Origin of the sequence: Bacillus sp. AFS029637 (assembly GCF_002584985.1) — a bacterium.
GTDB lineage: Bacteria > Bacillota > Bacilli > Bacillales > Bacillaceae_G > Bacillus_A.
Genome location: NZ_NUPZ01000037.1, coordinates 19,014 through 36,194, shown reverse-complemented (window position 1 = coordinate 36,194; position 17,181 = coordinate 19,014). Strand labels below are relative to the sequence as shown.

The following is a 17,181-nucleotide window of genomic DNA, read 5'->3' as shown; positions in this document are numbered from 1 at the left end:
ATAATGCTTGTTCTATCTTTTTTATAGTTAAACTAGATACTCATTAAATTCAAGAAGAATAAAGCTAGCTAACCAAAAAAATATTGCAATACGAATGATTACGTACATAGTGAATTCAAAGGTAGAAAGTTTTCTTTCTCGCTTTATTTTTTTTAGAAGTCTAACAGAAAAAAAGGAGCATAAAAGTAGAATCGCTATGGACATTTTATAAATGTTCTCTAACAAACTTACATTTTCTAATAAGTCTTTCAGCATGTTCATCACCTATTCTGTAATATATGTTACAGAGAAAAGGGTTTTCTGCTGTTTAGTTACGTTTGTTTATTATTTTCCCTGTATCATCAATTTCTACATCAGTTGAAACTGTTTGTAAATATTGTAGAGCTTGTTTCTTTTCTTCCTCATTTACAGGGGAAACTTGGTTGTTACGGATGATATAAGGATTGAATGACATTTGGACATCTTTTCCTTTAAAAGTTAAAGTTAATACGCCAGTTTCGGCGCTTTTTCCGTTCACATAACTTGGGAATAAAAAGTTTCCTAATGAGTAAGCGACAGGAACATTATTATAATATTCAAACCCTTGTAACCAATGTGGATGACTTCCGACGATCGCGTCGGCTCCTGCTTCAACTATTTTAGGTACATATTGTTTTTGGTATTCTACCGGGCGATTCGATTTTTCAACGCCCCAATGCATATAGACAATTAAATAGTCTGCATCTTGTTTTTGCTCTTTAATTGTTTTTGTTACTAAATCTAGATCATATCCGTTCGCAACACCAGGTTTATTGTCACCAGCTACCCAAGTAAAATCAGGCATAAATCGAACGAAGGAAAGAAATTTAAACTTTTTTCCTTTTACAGTCATTTCTCGTGCAGTATATGCATCTTTTGCGTTCTTTCCGGCTCCAATGTAAGGGAGCTTTAATTCTTCTACATGAGAGATCGTATCTAATAATCCCTCTTGTCCATAATCAAGTGTATGGTTATTTCCAATATTTACGATATCATATCCAGTGTTTTTAATAGCTTGTAGTGTAGATGGGTCACTTTTAATCCAAAATAGTTGCCCAGGTGCTTTCTTTTCTTTCGTTGTAAATGCTGATTCTAAATTCACAAAAGAAATATCAGCTTTTTTTATTTCTTCTTTTACATGTTGGAATGGATAATCAGCACCGTTTTTTTCGATAATAGGACGCAATTGCCAATCGAACATTGTATCACCAGAGAAGGTGAGTGTAATCTCGGGATCTTCTACTTTCTTTTCGCTTTTTGAAGCTGTTTTACTCGATGTGTTTTGTATATCGGGTTTGTCCTTCGCTTTTGAAATAAAAGAGTAATTGATTAATAACACAATTGGTGTAATGCAAAAGGCTATTAACAAAAATCGTTTTAGTAAAGTTTTCATAAATACCTTCCCTTTTGAGTTTATCCCGCAATTAGATTAACAATGAATCTACTAAAGGTAACTGGTCTATGTATAGTTACAAAAAATAGCGGGTTATAGCAGTGGAAATTATTTGTTAATATTCTCAATATTAAGTTAACATATAGATAACCTGTAAATCAATGTGTAAACCAAAATATAGAAATAAAGAATTCGAAAGGTGAAGAATGAGAAATGGTTATATTAGGGGCAGTTGTTAATGGGATTTGTATTATATTTGGTACTTTACTTGGTAAATTATTTAGTAGGATTCCAGAAAGTATGAAAGGGACAATTATGCACGCAATCGGTTTAGCGGTTACTGTGCTTGGACTTCAAATGGCATTAAAAAGTGAAAATTTTCTTGTTGTGATACTAAGTTTAGTTCTTGGTACGGTAATCGGGGAATGGCTGCAATTAGAAGGGAAGTTAAAAGTTTTAGGGGATTGGCTAGAAAATAAAGTGGGATCGAAAGGGAAAGGAAGCATATCAGAAGGTTTTGTAACAGCTACTTTAATTTTTGCAATTGGCGCGATGGGGATACTTGGAGCATTGGATAGCGGGATTCGCGGGAATCATGACATTTTATTTACAAAGGCGATTATCGATGGATTCATTTCTATTATATTAACGACAACTTTAGGGATTGGCGTAGTATTTTCAGCAATTCCCGTTATTTTATATGAAGGAGGTATCGCAGTTTTTGCAACACAAATTAACAGTTTTGTTCCGAAAGAATTGATGAATCAATTTATAGTGGAAATGACAGCTACGGGCGGTATTATGATAGCCGCTATTGGATTGAACCTACTTGGTGTTATTAAAATTAAGGTGGCAAATTTACTGCCAGGTATATTGGTAGTTGGAATAATCGTTTCACTTATTTATGGTTACGGTTTAATAGTAAAGTAGTAGGGGATGGAGATACATATGGAGGAATTCCAATTTACAAAACGTGTTCATAACATATTGAAGATTGCAGAAGAAGAGGCTGAATGATATTACATTCAGCCTCTTCTTCTATTTACAACTAAAGTTGAATGTATCGAGGAAGAGTTTGGAATATATGTTCTGGTATGTTTTCTTCTAAGATGAGGACACCATTTTGTGAAGTCGCCCATACTGTTGTAGTGGTGAAAGAAAACATAGATTGTAAAGCTTCTTGAAATTCTTCATGTTCTATTATAGATTCGTTGTCAAAAAGTGTAAAAAAACGAAAAGATGCAATAAGGATATCCTTATTTTGATATAACGCTTCATACTATAACTTTTCTTTTTCTGTTTCATAAAACGTATCGGTATAAAAGGGTGTTAAGATAGATAAAAGTAATTGACATTCCCGTTTATGTAAGCGAGCTTTGTGGATACCTACTTTGTTTCCCGCAACTAAAAACCAGTTATAATCCTCAGACAACATGGCCTCATTAATTTTTATATCTTTCCCATAATACATTTTTAATTTTTGAATCATAGGAACACTCCCTTTTATATGAATTAGGCTTCATTTTTCGCTATTCGTTAGGACAAGGTAAATTAAAAACTTGAGGGGAGGATTTCTTTATCTTGTATTAATGTTTAATTTTCATCAATCCGATTTTAATAGAAAGAATATATTTTATAAAAAAAATTTTTCTTTTGTAGGCAATTCAATTCATAGTTTGCATTACAAAATAAAAATATAGAATAAGTTTGTTGATAAATAAAAAGTTTTAAAAAATTCAGAAAAATATATTGCGGAAGGAAAAGTTGTGATGGTATACTTCATAACAACTGGTAATGACAACATTATATCATGATTGAATCTGTCATATACATAATCAATATAGTAGTCATAGTTTGTTAGTTCAACTGGTAGTGACATCATTATAGCTGCGTGATAGAAAGAACAAAAAATGTTTCTTACAAATAAAAACACTTATTTGTAAACGTTTTATTTATAAGGGAGAATACTAGGTTTAAAATACAAATCGATCGTTAGTTAGTTCAACTAACCATTAGTGTGTAATAAATGCACCGGTGAAAATGAGATGAAAAAGTGGCTTATATTCTCTTTGTCAGCATTGTTATTTCTAGCAGCAGGATGTTCTAATGGTGGCGAAAAAGCAAACACGTCATCTTTAAAAACTAGGTAGAAACATTTGGATGATAATAAGGAAATACTTCCACAAGACTTTAAGGAGGTGGTTCACCAAGAGGAATAATCAAAAGTAGCAGGGATAAGAAGAAGGGATAGGAGGAAGTATCAAATGGAAAATGTAAGAATTGGGATTATTGGTGCAGGACTTCGGAGTGGTATTGCAAAGTATTGGCATAATCCAGGTGGAAATTCAGTTGTCGTTGCTGCAGCCGATGTTTCGATGGAAAGATTGAAAACCTTTCAAGAAAAAATTAACAAACATGCAGATATTACCACTGATTATAAAGAGTTACTCGCTCGCACGGATATTGATGCTATTGCTATTTTGTCTCCCGATTATTTACATGAAGAGCATGCCATTGCGGCACTTCAAGCTGGAAAGCACGTCTATTGTGAAAAGCCCTTAGCGATCACAGTAGAAGGATGTGACCGGATTATCGAACAAGCGGAAAAGTCTGGAAAGCATTTAATGGTTGGTTTTAATATGCGTTATATGAGTATGTACCAAACAATGAAAGAGATTATTGATTCAGGGGTAATCGGTGATCTTAAAGCCGTTTGGGTAAGGCATTTTGTCGGATTAGGCGGATACTATTATTACCATGACTGGCATGGAACAGCTAAAAATACGACTTCACTTTTATTGCAAAAGGGTTCTCATGACCTTGATGTGATCCATTGGATTACTGGAAAATATACAAAAAAGGTTTCGGCTTTTGGGGGGCTCGATTTTTACGGTGGAGAGAAACCAAATACATTAACCTGTCCTACTTGTGATGAAAAGGATACTTGTACGGAAGCGAGTATGAACGTATTAACCCAATGCGCTTTCCGGGAAGAAATCGATGTTGAGGACAATAATATGTTGATTATGGAACTTGAAGGCGGAATTAAAGCTTCCTACTTGCAATGCCACTTTACACCAGATTATTCAAGAAACTATACCTTTATCGGTACAAAAGGCAGAGTAGAGAATGATGATGTAAATGAAAAAGTATATGTGAAAACGAGAAAATCAAACTCATGGAATGAACTTAGCGACATAACCTATGACATGAAAAAAGAACAAGGCAGCCACGGTGGTGCGGATCCAAAAATATGCAGAGACTTTGTCGAACTAGTTTTAAACAACAAGCAGCCTTTAACCACACCATATGCGGGAAGAATGAGTGTCGCGGTCGGCTGTGCAGCGACTGAGTCCATTCGCTCGGGTGGAAAGGTTATTAAAATCAATCAAGGTTCAACTGTCAAGTATGTGTGATTAGCTTCTGTATGAGAAGGGGGAGAGAATTTGGAAAAAATTATTCAAAGCGAGACTCGTATGCAACACGCTAACATATTAGAAAAAAAATCAGAAGCGTCCTCGTCAAAGTGGACAATTTTACAGAAGTCGTTCCGTAAAAATTGGGAACTTTATTTATTGATTTCTCCTGTAATCGCTTACTTTATTGTGTTTCATTATATCCCAATGTATGGCGTGCAAATTGCTTTTAAAGATTTTATTGCAACGCTAGGGATATGGGATAGTCCATGGGTAGGGATGAAACACTTTGAGCGCTTTTTTAATAGTTACTATTTTTGGAGACTTATTAAAAATACGTTGATTATTGGTGTTTATACACTAGCAGTAGCATTCCCGATTCCAATCATCATTGCCCTCATGCTAAATGAAGTAAGAAATTCTAAGTTTAAAAAATTTGTACAAACCGTTATTTATGCTCCTCACTTTTTATCTACAGTAGTAGTAGTCGGGATGTTGATCCTTTTTTTAAAGCCGGATGGATTAATCAATCAAATTATTATTCTAGTGGGTGGAAAACCAATCGCATTTATGTCGGAACCAAGTTGGTTTAAAACATTATACGTGTTTTCCGATGTATGGCAAACCATGGGGTGGAGTTCTATTATTTATCTTTCTGCTTTAACTGCTGTTGACTATTCTTTACATGAATCAGCAATGATTGACGGTGCTTCGAGATTGCAAAGAATATGGCATATTAATATCCCAACGATTATGCCAACGATTATTATTCTATTTATTCTAAATGCAGGATCTGTTATGTCAGTTGGATTCGAAAAAGTTTTCTTAATGCAAAATACCCTAAATATGTCGACATCAGACGTTATATCTACCTTTGTTTATCGCAGCGGTATCGAACAAGCTGAATACAGCTTTTCTGCTGCAATAGGGTTATTCAACTCAATCATAAATTTCATTATGCTTGTAATGGTGAATTTCTTTGCTAAAAAAGTTAATCAAACAAGTCTATGGTAGGTGGTGAACTAAATTGGAAAATACAGCATCCGATAAAGTTTTTGATTTTTTCAATTATTTCTTTTTAACAATTATCGCATTACTGGTTGTTTATCCTTTGATCTTTATCATAAGCGCGTCGCTTAGCAATCCACTCCATGTGTTAAACGGAGAAATTTGGTTTTGGCCAAAGGGGTTAAATTTCGACGCGTACAAAAAATTATTTTCAAATCATGATATTATAAACGGATTTCTCAATACGGTTAAATATACAGTGGTAGGGACTGCTATTAATGTAGTATTAACGATTATGGCAGCGTATCCACTTTCTAGGGCAGACTTTGTTGGCCGTAATGTGATTATGGGAATATTTGTTTTCACGATGTTTTTTAGTGGCGGTTTAATTCCTAGCTATTTGCTTATTAAAGATCTTGGAATGATTGATACTTTTTGGGTAATGGTTATTCCTAATGCCGTATCTGTTTTTAATATTATTATTATGCGGACGTTTTTCCAAACGACCATTCCACTTGAACTTCAAGAAGCGGCCATGATTGATGGCGCAGGAAATATTAGAATTCTACTGAAAATAGTTTTGCCTCTTTCTATGCCTGTTATTGCAGTTATGATTTTATTCTATGCAGTTGCACACTGGAATTCTTATTTTACAGCATTAATTTATTTACAAAATAAAGAACTTTTTCCACTTCAATTAATCTTAAGGGAGATTCTTATTCAAAGTCAAACGAGTGATATGGTTAAATCAACGAGTGAAAGCTTCTTAAAGCAGCAGATGAGTGTGGAAGGACTGAAATATGCGGTTTTAATTTTTGCGAACTTACCAATGTTGTGTTTGTATCCATTCTTACAAAGGTATTTTGTTAAAGGATTTTTGGTTGGATCTATTAAAGGATAAAATCAGGGGGATTGCGAAATGAAGAATAAAAAGAAAAAAGCTAGTATTCTATCGTTTGTTCTAATGAGTTCACTCGTATTAGGCGCATGTTCCAACGAGAAAACCACTGCCGACAATAAAAAGGAAACCACAATATCTAATTTAAATCAAACTGGAATGCCCATTGCAAAAGATAAGATTGAGTTGGAAGGGTTTGCGGGAAAGTTTTTTCAATCACAGGATTGGAACAATTTAATGCTTTGGCAAGAATATGAAAAAATGACCAATATTCATATTAAGTGGGATGCTGTCCAAACACAAAGTTTGAAGGAAAAACGAAATCTCATGCTTGCAAGTGGTGAGTATCCAGATTTACTATTCGCAGCTGCAGTGCCAAAGACGGATTTAATAAAATTTGGTCAGCAGGGTGTATTTATTCCTCTAAATGACCTAATTGATCAGTATGCTCCGAATTTTAAAAAGATTATGGAAAAATACCCTTTAGTGAAAAAAGGGATTACGATGCCTAATGGAAAAATTTATGGGTTTCCAGCTTTTTATGACCCTGAATTCAAGGGGCTCATTTATGGAACACCATGGATTAAAAAGGAATGGCTTGATAAATTAGGATTGAAAGAACCAACGACTCTTGATGAATTTGAATCTGTATTACAAGCCATAAAAGACGGTGATCCAAATGGTAATGGAAAAGCAGACGAAATTCCTTGGGGCGGGGCATATGGAATCGATGAATTTATTAGCTCCCTAAAAGGATCTTTCGGCTTAAATAATCATGGAACTGCGAATCAAAATGTTGACTTAGATCCGAAAACAAAAAAAATGCGCTATGTACCGACCACTGATGGATATAAAGAGCTATTGCAATATTTAAACAAGCTTTATACTAAAGGTTTAATTGATAAAGAAATCTTCACTCTTAAGACGGAAGAGTTTAGTGCGAAAGCTTCAAAGAATACCTTTGGCGTCATAAACGGAGTTGATCCTGGGACGACAGAAAATCTGAGTGGCTTTGTAGGAATGCCTGTATTAAAAGGCCCTCATGGAGATCGATTAAATACAGCAGTTGGTTCACCTTTAGGAAACATAGGGATGTTTGTTATTACGAATCAGAATAAGAGCCCTGAAGCGACGGTAAGGTGGATTGATCATTTCTATAGTGATGAAGGATCAAAAATGTTCTTTATGGGCTTCGAAGGTAAAACTTATACCAAAGATCCAACAACGGGTAAATTGGATTATGTTGATGAAATCAAAAAGAATCCGGATGGATTAACGCTAGACCAAGCAGTAAGTAAATACCTAACATGGCCTGGTGGTTATTACCCTGGTTTTGTTAAACAAAAATACTTTAACGGTGCAGAAAGTAAAGAGGCTACAACTGCAAATGCTCAACAAGCAGAACCGTTATCGCTTAAATTGGATGATGTTTGGCCAGCGTTTAACTTTACGGTAGAAGAACAGAGTGAGTTAACACCAATTTCAACCGACATGGATACGTATCTGAAAGAAATGACAGCAAACTTTATTACAGGAAAAGCAGATTTCTCTAAATGGAATGAATATAAAAGTACGTTAGAAAAAATGGGCGTTAAACGTTATCTAGAAATTTATGAAGCAGCATATAAGAGAATGGAAAAATAAAAAAGTTGATTGAACCGTACGGATGATATTGGCTCTCCGTACGTGTTTCCTTCTTAGGAAGAGGGTTATGGTGTTTATGGAAACTAATGGTCTAATATGGAAGTTTTATAATTTTTCGGAAATTGTCATGAAAATAGCCATTTTTCAAATCATTTGGATCGCCCTGACTTTAATGGGGGGCATTATCCTGGGGCTGATGCCTGCAACTGTAGGGTTATTTACAGCCATAAGGAAATGGCGGATGGGAAACGAACAACTCCGTTCATTAGTTGAAATTTATTGGATTACTTTCCGAAAAGAGTTTTGGAAAGCGAACACCATAGGCTTTGCTTTGTTTTCCATTGGGTTCCTGATCTATCTGAATTTTTCTGTTATTCGATTTACCAACGGGCTCATGCATCAATTATTATTTATTTTTATTATCACGCTTAGTATACTTTTTTTAATCCTACTATTATATGTTATCCCTGTTTTTGTTCATTTTGAATTTAAACTGCAGCAATACTTGACAATGTCCTTATTATTAGGAATATCCTTCCCGTTCCATACGATACTATTAGCTTTCGGTTACTATATTTTATTTAGGTTGTTTTTGTGGGTTCCAGGTTTAATTCCATTTTTTAGCGTTAGTGTTGTAGCCTTTTTTACTATGTGGGTGTCAATGAATATATTTCATACGATGGAGAATAAAGTGAGAGAGACTTCTAACTTTAAATTGTCCGGTTTGAATCCGTTCTTTCATAAAAAAACATTACCATCTGAAAACCAGACCAAGGGAGTTTAAAGAGACTTTAACAAATATAGAAAAACCAATATGTACATTTTTCGTTATTAGCGATATCCAATTAACATGCTGGTAGAAGTTCTGCTTGCTACTAAGTTATAAAACTGTTATCAAGAATTTTGGGACATGACAATTTTGGAGGGAAATCATGATAACTTACGATAAGAAAAGTTGGAAGATTCATAATGAAAGAATCTTCATTTTATCTGCGGCCATCCACTACTTCCGTCTTCCAAGGGCTGAGTGGGATGATGTTTTAGAAAAAGCAAAAGCTGGGGGATGTAATACAATTGAAACCTATATTCCATGGAATTTCCATGAGATGAAGGAAGGCGAATGGGATTTCTCTGGCGATAAAGATTTAGCGCATTTTCTTCAATTATGCGCTGATAAAGGATTATATGTCATTGCAAGACCTGGTCCATATATTTGTGCAGAATGGGATTTTGGCGGATTTCCGTGGTGGCTCTCTACGAAAAAAGATATTCAATATCGTTCGGCGCAGCCTAGTTTTTTACACTATGTAGATCAATATTTTGATCAGGTTATTCCAATTATTGATGAGTATCAATTAACGAAAAACGGTTCAGTTATTATGGTTCAGATTGAAAATGAATTCCAAGCTTACGGTAAACCCGATAAGAAATATATGGAATATTTGCGTGATGGAATGATTGCAAGAGGCATTGAATTACCATTCGTTACATGCTATGGAGCAGTCGATGGTGCTGTGGAGTTCCGCAATTTTTGGTCGAGTGCCAACCGTGCCGCTGAGAGTTTAGATGAACGATTTGCCGATCAGCCGAAAGGTGTCATGGAGTTTTGGATTGGTTGGTTTGAACACTGGGGTGGAAATAAAGCGAATCAAAAAACACCTCAGCAGCTTGAACGTGAGTGTTACCAGCTCTTGAGCAATGGATTTACGACCATTAATTATTACATGTATTTTGGTGGCACGAATTTTGATCATTGGGGCGGACGAACAGTTAGTGAACAGGTTTTTTGTACGACAACATATGATTATGATGTCGCCATTGACGAATATTTACAGCCAACCAGAAAATATGAAGTATTAAAAAGATACCATTCATTTGTTAAATGGCTGGAACCGCTATTCACAAATGCAGAACAAGCTGCTTCTGATGTGAAGCTGTCAAGTGACCTTAAATCGGAGCGAATTGTCAGTCCTCATGGCGAAGTACTATTTATTGAGAATAATAGGAATGAAAGAATTCAATCCCATGTGAGACATGGCAATGAGCTTGTTCCGTTTACGATTGAAGCCAATGCCATTTTACCGATTGTCCGTAATATCAAGGTAGGAAATAGTGTTACCATTAAAACATTAACGGGACAGACAACAGGTTTTGATTCTAGGCATGCGGTGATCTATCACGAAAATGGACAACGTTCTACTTTAGTTGTACAGCTTGACCAAAAGGCAGAAATTCATTGTCCAACACCAAATCGATTCGAAGAGTTAGAAGACGGCAGTATTGCTTTTCATTTATTTCATGGAAGTCAATCACAAACAATAAAGCTTTTATTTAAGGATGGCTCTAGCTATTCTATTGAAGTTGTCACAAGAACATCGCTGGATGTCATTGTTCCTAAGCTTGAAAAGGATACTGCACTAAATAAATTATCATGGAAAACGGCAGATGAACCTCTTTCTTTTTTAACAGGAAAGGTGAAAGAGGCAGAAAAACCGCTTGATTTCAGTAGTTTTGGACAGTTTAGCGGCTATTTAGGCTATGAAAGTGAATTTGATACAGAAGAAACGCAAACTACGACGGTTGTCTTTCCTCGCATCGAGGATCCAGTTATGGTTTTCTGTAATCAGCAATTTGTCGGGAAGCTTAGCAAGCTTGGAGCTGCTGAAATTGAGGTTCCAGTGAAAAAAGGGAAAAATACGTTAACATGCCTCGTTCAGAATATGGGACGCTTTAACTATTCTCAGGTGGTAGGGGAACCGAAGGGCATTAGTGAGCCGCCAGCACTTAACGGAAAATATTTATCCTTACGAGGAGAATGGCAGGTTGAAGGCTGTGGGGTTCAACATCATTTATCGCAAATACCAATGATTGAAGAGCGTATCGCCTTTTTAAGAAGCTTCGAGAATGAGGGTTATGATCGAGCGTTTCTCGTTGGTGAAGGCGTTTCGCGTGTTACAGTAAATGGTGAAAAGGGTAATATCTTGATGGAATGTCAAACGGGTTGGTCAAAAAACAGTGCTGTTTATGGAGTTGCAGATATAAGTGCTGCCTTAAAGCAAGGGGAAAATGTTTTGGATTTAGATGTTCAGAATATTACTAGTATTCGTCGTTTCGACCTTTACTTGTTTAATGAAAAGGAGCAAATTTCTGGATGGAAAACGAAAGCATTTGCCCAGCAACACGAGGTAAGGGAATGGAAGATTGTTAATAATAGTGATCAACAAACTATTAATCCCCGCTGGCATAAAAGTAGTTTTACCTGGAACCCTGACAATGGCTCTATTGTAAAGGTTCGTTTGAATCAGTTGAGCAAAGGATGTTTTTGGGTAAACGGCCAATGTTTAGGAAGGTACTGGAATATTGGACCACAGGAGGATTATAAGATTCCAGCATCCTTACTGAAAGAGCAAAATGAAATTGTTATTTTTGATGAAGAAGGTTTAGCGCCGGATCATGTTGTGATTCATTCCTACAGCCCATTTGTTCAGCCAGAAAAAAAACAGTTGGTTCCAGTCGAAGCTGGAAGCAAAGAATGAAACTTAAATATGAAGAAAGTTTAACGTCTGCAATGATTTCGGCAAATAGTCATTTAATTGCTTTTGCTGCTGAAAAATCAAGAATAACAGGTGAAACAATCTGTAACAGAATTGCAGAAAACAATGAAATAAGTGAAGTAAGGAATTTAACCTGTATCGTAAGAGTCACCTCAAAATGGGGAAATATAGGTGAAAAGAATTTTAACTGATGGAGAACCACTTTCCACTTCCATATGAGAAAGTGGTAGTAGTTCCTATTTCCATTCGTTATAATAGCCATAAAATGGTTATAACAACTTTATGGATGAGGGAGTAAAATATGATTGAAAAAGATAATCGAACACCACTATATTATCAACTGCTGGATATTATTGTAGAGTTAATTGAAACTGGGAAATTACAAGAACATGATAAGCTTCCGTCAGAGCGTGAGTTATGTGAGATTCATGATGTAAGCAGAACAACAGTAAGACAGACAATGCAAGAGTTAGAGAAAGAAGGATACATTTATAAAAAGCATGGAAAAGGAAGTTTCGTCTCACCTCGTGTATTTAATCAAAGTCTTGTTCATTTTTATAGTTTCACAGAAGAAATGAAAAAGTTTGGGAAAGTGCCATCATCAAAAGTAGTATCCTTTACTATTATGAATTGCGACAAGAAAGTAGCGAAAATTATGAAGCTTGAGTTTGAAGAAGAAGTCTATCAAATTATAAGGCTAAGGTTAGCTGATAAAGAACCAATGTTGTTTGAAACGTCGTATATTCCCGTAAAGTTTTTTCCGTATTTAACGAGGACAGAGCTAGAAGAGACACCAATGTATGAAATTTTTCGTGCAAAATATCAAGTTCATATTACACGAGCAGTAGAAAATTTTAAAGCAATTGCAGCAAATGAAGATCATGCAAAATGGCTGCAAATTCAAGTGAATGATCCATCTCTATTATTAGAGCGAATCGCATATGCAAAAGAAAATATAATGGAATACACAGAGACGATTGCTAGAGGGGATAAATTTACTTACACAGTTGAATTACAATAAGTANNTACTTATTGTAATTCAACTGGTAATGATGACGTTATAAGATATAAAATTATGTGAAGGGGGTTTGCACATGTTATTACATGCAAATGAAAAAATAAGAGAAACATATGGAGCGTGTTTTACCGCGAAAGAGATTGCCCAGCAACCAGATCTTTGGGAACAAGTATATTCAAATGTTCAAAGTAATCATCATGAAATTACGGCGTTTTTTTCCCATATCTCAAGAAGGCATGAGCAGACGCGAGTTATTTTTACTGGAGCTGGGACATCAGCTTTTGTTGGAGATACAATCGTTCCATATATAAAAAGAATAGTAGATGTAAAGAAAACGCACATTGAAAGTATTCCAACAACAAATATCGTTTCAAGTCCTTATTATTATTTACAACCCAATATCCCAACTATTTTAGTATCGTTTGCTCGCTCTGGTAATAGTCCAGAAAGTGTAGCAGCAGTGGAGCTAGCAGAGCAAATGATTCATTCCGTTTATCATATTATTTTAACTTGTAATGAAGAAGGGAATTTAGCGAAACAATTTCAACATAAAGAGAATGTTTTCATAATGTATATGCCAAAGGAGGCAAATGATCGAGGGTTTGCGATGACAGGAAGTTTTACCTCTATGATGTTAACGGCACTTTTATTATGTAACTATAACGAAATCCTTCTTTTACAATCTAGCATTACGGATATTGTTCAGCTAGGAAAGAAGGTAATCGAAAAGCAAGAACGGGAAATGAAGCAAATTGCAGAAAAAGAATTTCATAAAATTGTATTTTTAGGATCAGGCGTATTCGAAGGCCTTTCTAGGGAGGCTGCACTAAAATTTTTAGAGTTAACGGCTGGCCGCATTCCCATTATGTTTGACACGCCGCTTGGGTTTAGACATGGACCAAAATCAATTTTAGATAAAGATACAGCTGTTGTATTGTTTTTATCGAATGATGAGTATACAAAAAAGTATGATCTTGATTTATTACGAGAAATTTATCAGGAGAAAGATAGAAACGATATTATTGTTATTGCGCATCAAGATAGCCAGGAAGCAAGGCAGTATTGCAATACATTTTTATGCCATGACGGAAACGATTTGAAGGATGATGTATATATTACGTTTATTTATATATTATATGGTCAAATTTTGGCGTTATATAAATCTATTGCATTAGGCATTACTCCAGATAATCCTTGCCCAAGCGGAAGTGTAAATCGCGTTGTTCAAGGTGTAACCGTACATCCCTATAAAGGAAAGGAATAGAAATGTATGAATTATTATGTCAAAGCATCAATGTATTTACTCGAAGATGGGGTACGTGAAAGTGGGTATTTACATATTGTAAATGGCTACTTTCTAAAACATGTTGAAGAAATAGTAGACGGAGCAATGGTAATGGATTTTGAAGGGCGTATTATTGCTCCGGGATTTGTTGATACACATATTCATGGTTTAGCGGGACACGATGTAATGGATTGTACATATGAATCGTTAAACAATATTTCTATTAAGTTATTGGAAAATGGTGTTACGAGCTTTTTGCCAACAACATTAACTGATTCTTTAGAAAATACTACAAAGGCTTTACAAAATATAGCTCATGCAAAAAGAAAGGGAGTTGCAGGAGCAACTATTATTGGAGCTTTTCTGGAAGGGCCTTGTTTTACTGAAGCCAATAAAGGTGCGCAAAATCCAAAATATTTTATTAACCCAACGATTGAGTTGCTAGAAGAGTGGATTGTTGAATCAGAAGGAACAGTTAGAAAAATTGCAATGGCACCAGAAAGAGAAGGTGCTATCGCCTTTATACAGCAAGCGGTAAAAAATGATCTTCGCGTGGCAATTGGTCATACAGATGCGAACTATGAAGTATGCCAGGAGGCAATTCAAGCAGGAGCGACAATCTTTGTGCATACGTTTAATGGAATGAAGGGGCTACATCATCGTGAACCTGGCGTTGTTGGAGCCGCACTTTCTACTGAACATGTGTACAGTGAAATCATTGCAGACGGACATCATGTACATCCAAGTGCAGTGAATATTTTGTATAAATGTAAAGGATACGATAAAACTTGTCTAGTTAGTGATTGCATGCGAGCGGGCTTATTAGGAGATGGCATATATCATTTAGGAGAATTTGCTGTTCATGTAAAAGATGGAGTTGCTCAAACAGAAACAGGATCTTTAGCAGGGAGCACACTTCGATTTATTGATGGTGTGAAGAATATCAAGAAATGGACAAATGCATCGTTATGGGAAAGTGTTCATATGGGATCACTTATTCCTGCTAAAAGTGTTGGAGTTGACAGAGAAATTGGGAGCATCGCGCCAGGAAAAAGAGCAGATTTTCTTATATTAACAGACGATTTAGAGCTTATCGGAACAGTTGTTAGAGGAGAAATGAAATATAAAAAGAAAATGGAAAGGGCTTGAGAATATGCTTGTATCAACTCAATTTATATTAAGAAATGCACAAGAATGTGGATACGCGGTTCCTGCTTTTAATATTCATAACTTAGAAACTTTAAAAGCGGTAGTTGAAACCGCGGTAGAATTACGATCACCTGTTATTATCGCGGCAACACCAGGTACGATAAAGTATATGGGAAAAGAAATTCTTGTGAATATGATTGAAGCGGCAAGAATGCGATATGATGTACCAATTAGCCTACATTTGGATCATCATGAAGATATAGAAGATATTAAAAGTTGCATTGATTTAGGGGTTCGCTCTGTTATGATTGATGCATCACATCATTCGTTCGAAGATAATATTCAGATTGTTCAGGAAACAGTTTCGTATGCAAAACAATACGGAGCAACAGTAGAAGCGGAATTAGGTCAATTATCAGGAATAGAAGAAAATATAGTAGTAGAAAACTCAATCTATACAGATCCGTATCAAGCAAAAGAATTTGTAGAGCGCACGAATATTGACTCATTAGCAGTTGCAATCGGAACAGCGCATGGTTTATATAAAGGAGAACCAAAGTTAGATTTACAAAGATTAGCAGATATTCAAAAGCAAGTTGATATTCCACTTGTACTGCATGGAGCATCTGGATTATCTGATAGTTTAGTGCAAGAAACAATCAGATTGGGCATTTGTAAAGTGAATATCGCAACAGAATTAAAAATCGCATTTGTCACAGCGTTACGCAATTACCTACAAACGCACCCAGAAGAAAACGATCCGCGAAAATACTTTGCAGACGCTATTGTAGAGATGAAACGAGTCGTTGCAGATAAAATAAAGATGTGTAAAAGTTTGAATCGTGTATAAGGAGCTATTCTTATGATTGCAACGATCACATTGAATCCATCTGTTGATATGCGATATGAGTTAGATGAATTAAAGCCACATGAAGTACATCGCACGAAAGAATATGAAAAAACAGCTGGTGGCAAAGGTATTAATGTATCGAGGGTACTTTGCTTATTAGGCATAGAAATTACCGGTAGCGGCCTACTCGGTGGTAGAAATGGCGATTTTATAAGAGAAAAGTTGAAAGAACTATCAATTACAGACGAGTTTGTTTCCATTAAAGAAGAAACACGCAATTGCTTAGCATTAATAACAAAGAATGCTGCTTCAGCTACAGAAATATTAGAAGCAGGCCCAGCTATTTCGGAAGATGAAATAGCTCTATTTATAAAAAAATATGAAAAAATTGTAGATAACTTTGAGTTTATTGTTGCATCGGGAAGCTTACCAAGTGGCATTCCAAAATCATTTTATAAACAGTTGGCGCAAAAAGCTGCTGAAAATGGTAAGAAATTTATATTAGATACAAGTGGGGAAACATTATCTCATGGTATACAAGGAAAGCCATTTTTAATTAAACCAAATATGCAAGAGATTTGCCAGTTTCTTCAAAAACAGCACGTATCACAGGAAGAAATGGTCGCAGCGGCAACTCAAATATGCCGGGGCGGTGTACAGTATGTTCTTCTTTCACTTGGAAAAGAAGGAGCGATACTTATAACGAAAGATGAGAGGTTTAGGGCAATTTTACCAGAAATAGCTTCTATCAATTCGGTTGGTTCAGGGGATGCAATGGTTGCGGGCATAACGTATGCACTCGCAAAAGGATATGAGATAAAGGATGCACTTCGATTTTCTGCTGCTTGTGGCATGGCGAATGCAGCAGAGCAAGCAACAGGTTATATACAACCTCAACTTGTAGAGAAGTTCTATAACGAAATTACAATTGTATAAAAGTAGGAAGGA

15 protein-coding genes and 1 pseudogene are annotated in these 17,181 nt (G+C 35.6%); 13 read left to right on the top strand and 3 right to left on the bottom strand.

Annotated features, from left to right (window positions below; genetic code table 11):
- Positions 1–27: 27 nt before the first annotated feature.
- Both COE49_RS19360 and COE49_RS19355 read right to left on the bottom strand, forming a co-directional pair.
- Positions 28–255, bottom strand: a complete 228-nt coding sequence (locus COE49_RS19360) for a hypothetical protein (RefSeq protein ID WP_088231232.1) — start codon at positions 253–255, stop codon at positions 28–30.
- Between the two features lie 52 nt (positions 256–307).
- Entirely contained in the window at positions 308–1,411 is a 1,104-nt protein-coding gene (locus COE49_RS19355) for a CapA family protein (RefSeq protein ID WP_088231233.1), read from the bottom strand.
- Between the two features lie 213 nt (positions 1,412–1,624).
- On the opposite strand from COE49_RS19355, the gene COE49_RS19350 reads away from it, so the two are divergent.
- Entirely contained in the window at positions 1,625–2,341 is a 717-nt protein-coding gene (locus tag COE49_RS19350; protein WP_088231234.1) for a DUF554 domain-containing protein, read from the top strand.
- A 142-nt stretch (positions 2,342–2,483) separates the two neighbouring features.
- Here the strand turns inward: COE49_RS19350 and COE49_RS28370 are convergent.
- A pseudogene (locus COE49_RS28370) lies at positions 2,484–2,900 on the bottom strand (PucR family transcriptional regulator); the annotation flags it as partial.
- A 775-nt stretch (positions 2,901–3,675) separates the two neighbouring features.
- Here COE49_RS28370 and COE49_RS19340 point away from each other — a divergent pair.
- The 12 genes from COE49_RS19340 (at position 3,676) to pfkB (ending at position 17,169) form a co-directional block, all read left to right on the top strand.
- The gene (locus tag COE49_RS19340) at positions 3,676–4,827 is read left to right on the top strand and encodes a Gfo/Idh/MocA family protein (protein WP_088231235.1); all 1,152 of its coding nucleotides are present in this window, start codon (positions 3,676–3,678) and stop codon (positions 4,825–4,827) included.
- A 30-nt stretch (positions 4,828–4,857) separates the two neighbouring features.
- Positions 4,858–5,841 carry an ABC transporter permease gene (locus tag COE49_RS19335; RefSeq protein WP_240522838.1) on the top strand — a complete coding sequence of 328 codons (984 nt, stop codon included), beginning with the start codon at positions 4,858–4,860 and terminating at the stop codon, positions 5,839–5,841.
- A gap of 13 nt (positions 5,842–5,854) precedes the next feature.
- On the top strand, positions 5,855–6,736 hold the full coding sequence (locus COE49_RS19330; RefSeq protein ID WP_088231236.1) for a carbohydrate ABC transporter permease: 882 nt from the start codon (positions 5,855–5,857) through the stop codon (positions 6,734–6,736).
- Between the two features lie 18 nt (positions 6,737–6,754).
- The gene (locus COE49_RS19325) at positions 6,755–8,377 is read left to right on the top strand and encodes an extracellular solute-binding protein (RefSeq protein ID WP_088231237.1); all 1,623 of its coding nucleotides are present in this window, start codon (positions 6,755–6,757) and stop codon (positions 8,375–8,377) included.
- A 76-nt stretch (positions 8,378–8,453) separates the two neighbouring features.
- Entirely contained in the window at positions 8,454–9,161 is a 708-nt protein-coding gene (locus COE49_RS19320) for a YesL family protein (protein WP_240522839.1), read from the top strand.
- 148 nt (positions 9,162–9,309) lie between these two features.
- Positions 9,310–11,913: a beta-galactosidase gene (locus COE49_RS19315; RefSeq protein WP_098946020.1), complete on the top strand. Its 2,604-nt coding sequence runs from the start codon at positions 9,310–9,312 to the stop codon at positions 11,911–11,913.
- Positions 11,910–12,122, top strand: a complete 213-nt coding sequence (locus COE49_RS19310) for a hypothetical protein (RefSeq protein ID WP_088231240.1) — start codon at positions 11,910–11,912, stop codon at positions 12,120–12,122. The genes COE49_RS19315 and COE49_RS19310 overlap by 4 nt, the downstream gene beginning before the upstream one ends.
- Positions 12,123–12,232: 110 nt before the next feature.
- Positions 12,233–12,952, top strand: coding sequence for a GntR family transcriptional regulator (locus COE49_RS19305; RefSeq protein ID WP_088231241.1), 720 nt, complete (start codon positions 12,233–12,235; stop codon positions 12,950–12,952).
- A 73-nt stretch (positions 12,953–13,025) separates the two neighbouring features.
- Positions 13,026–14,213 carry an SIS domain-containing protein gene (locus COE49_RS19300; protein WP_088231242.1) on the top strand — a complete coding sequence of 396 codons (1,188 nt, stop codon included), beginning with the start codon at positions 13,026–13,028 and terminating at the stop codon, positions 14,211–14,213.
- 6 nt (positions 14,214–14,219) lie between these two features.
- Entirely contained in the window at positions 14,220–15,383 is a 1,164-nt protein-coding gene (gene nagA / locus COE49_RS19295) for an N-acetylglucosamine-6-phosphate deacetylase (protein WP_170933769.1), read from the top strand.
- 4 nt (positions 15,384–15,387) lie between these two features.
- Positions 15,388–16,233 (top strand): tagatose-bisphosphate aldolase subunit GatY, encoded by an 846-nt coding sequence (locus tag COE49_RS19290; protein WP_088231243.1) that lies wholly within the window; start codon positions 15,388–15,390, stop codon positions 16,231–16,233.
- Between the two features lie 12 nt (positions 16,234–16,245).
- Positions 16,246–17,169: a 1-phosphofructokinase gene (pfkB, locus tag COE49_RS19285; protein WP_088231244.1), complete on the top strand. Its 924-nt coding sequence runs from the start codon at positions 16,246–16,248 to the stop codon at positions 17,167–17,169.
- The last annotated feature ends 12 nt before the right edge of the window (positions 17,170–17,181 follow it).

Bases quoted from the DNA above. Each gene is read 5' to 3' on its own strand.
- COE49_RS19305 (WP_088231241.1), top strand. From the start codon at position 12,233: ATGATTGAAAAAGATAATCGAACACCACTATATTATCAACTGCTGGAT.
- COE49_RS19320 (WP_240522839.1), top strand. From the start codon at position 8,454: ATGGAAACTAATGGTCTAATATGGAAGTTTTATAATTTTTCGGAAATT.
- COE49_RS19360 (WP_088231232.1), bottom strand. From the start codon at position 255: ATGCTGAAAGACTTATTAGAAAATGTAAGTTTGTTAGAGAACATTTAT.
- COE49_RS19340 (WP_088231235.1), top strand. From the start codon at position 3,676: ATGGAAAATGTAAGAATTGGGATTATTGGTGCAGGACTTCGGAGTGGT.
- COE49_RS19325 (WP_088231237.1), top strand. From the start codon at position 6,755: ATGAAGAATAAAAAGAAAAAAGCTAGTATTCTATCGTTTGTTCTAATG.
- COE49_RS19310 (WP_088231240.1), top strand. From the start codon at position 11,910: ATGAAACTTAAATATGAAGAAAGTTTAACGTCTGCAATGATTTCGGCA.
- COE49_RS19315 (WP_098946020.1), top strand. From the start codon at position 9,310: ATGATAACTTACGATAAGAAAAGTTGGAAGATTCATAATGAAAGAATC.
- COE49_RS19350 (WP_088231234.1), top strand. From the start codon at position 1,625: ATGGTTATATTAGGGGCAGTTGTTAATGGGATTTGTATTATATTTGGT.
- nagA (WP_170933769.1), top strand. From the start codon at position 14,220: ATGAATTATTATGTCAAAGCATCAATGTATTTACTCGAAGATGGGGTA.
- COE49_RS19355 (WP_088231233.1), bottom strand. From the start codon at position 1,411: ATGAAAACTTTACTAAAACGATTTTTGTTAATAGCCTTTTGCATTACA.
- COE49_RS19290 (WP_088231243.1), top strand. From the start codon at position 15,388: ATGCTTGTATCAACTCAATTTATATTAAGAAATGCACAAGAATGTGGA.
- COE49_RS19300 (WP_088231242.1), top strand. From the start codon at position 13,026: ATGTTATTACATGCAAATGAAAAAATAAGAGAAACATATGGAGCGTGT.
- pfkB (WP_088231244.1), top strand. From the start codon at position 16,246: ATGATTGCAACGATCACATTGAATCCATCTGTTGATATGCGATATGAG.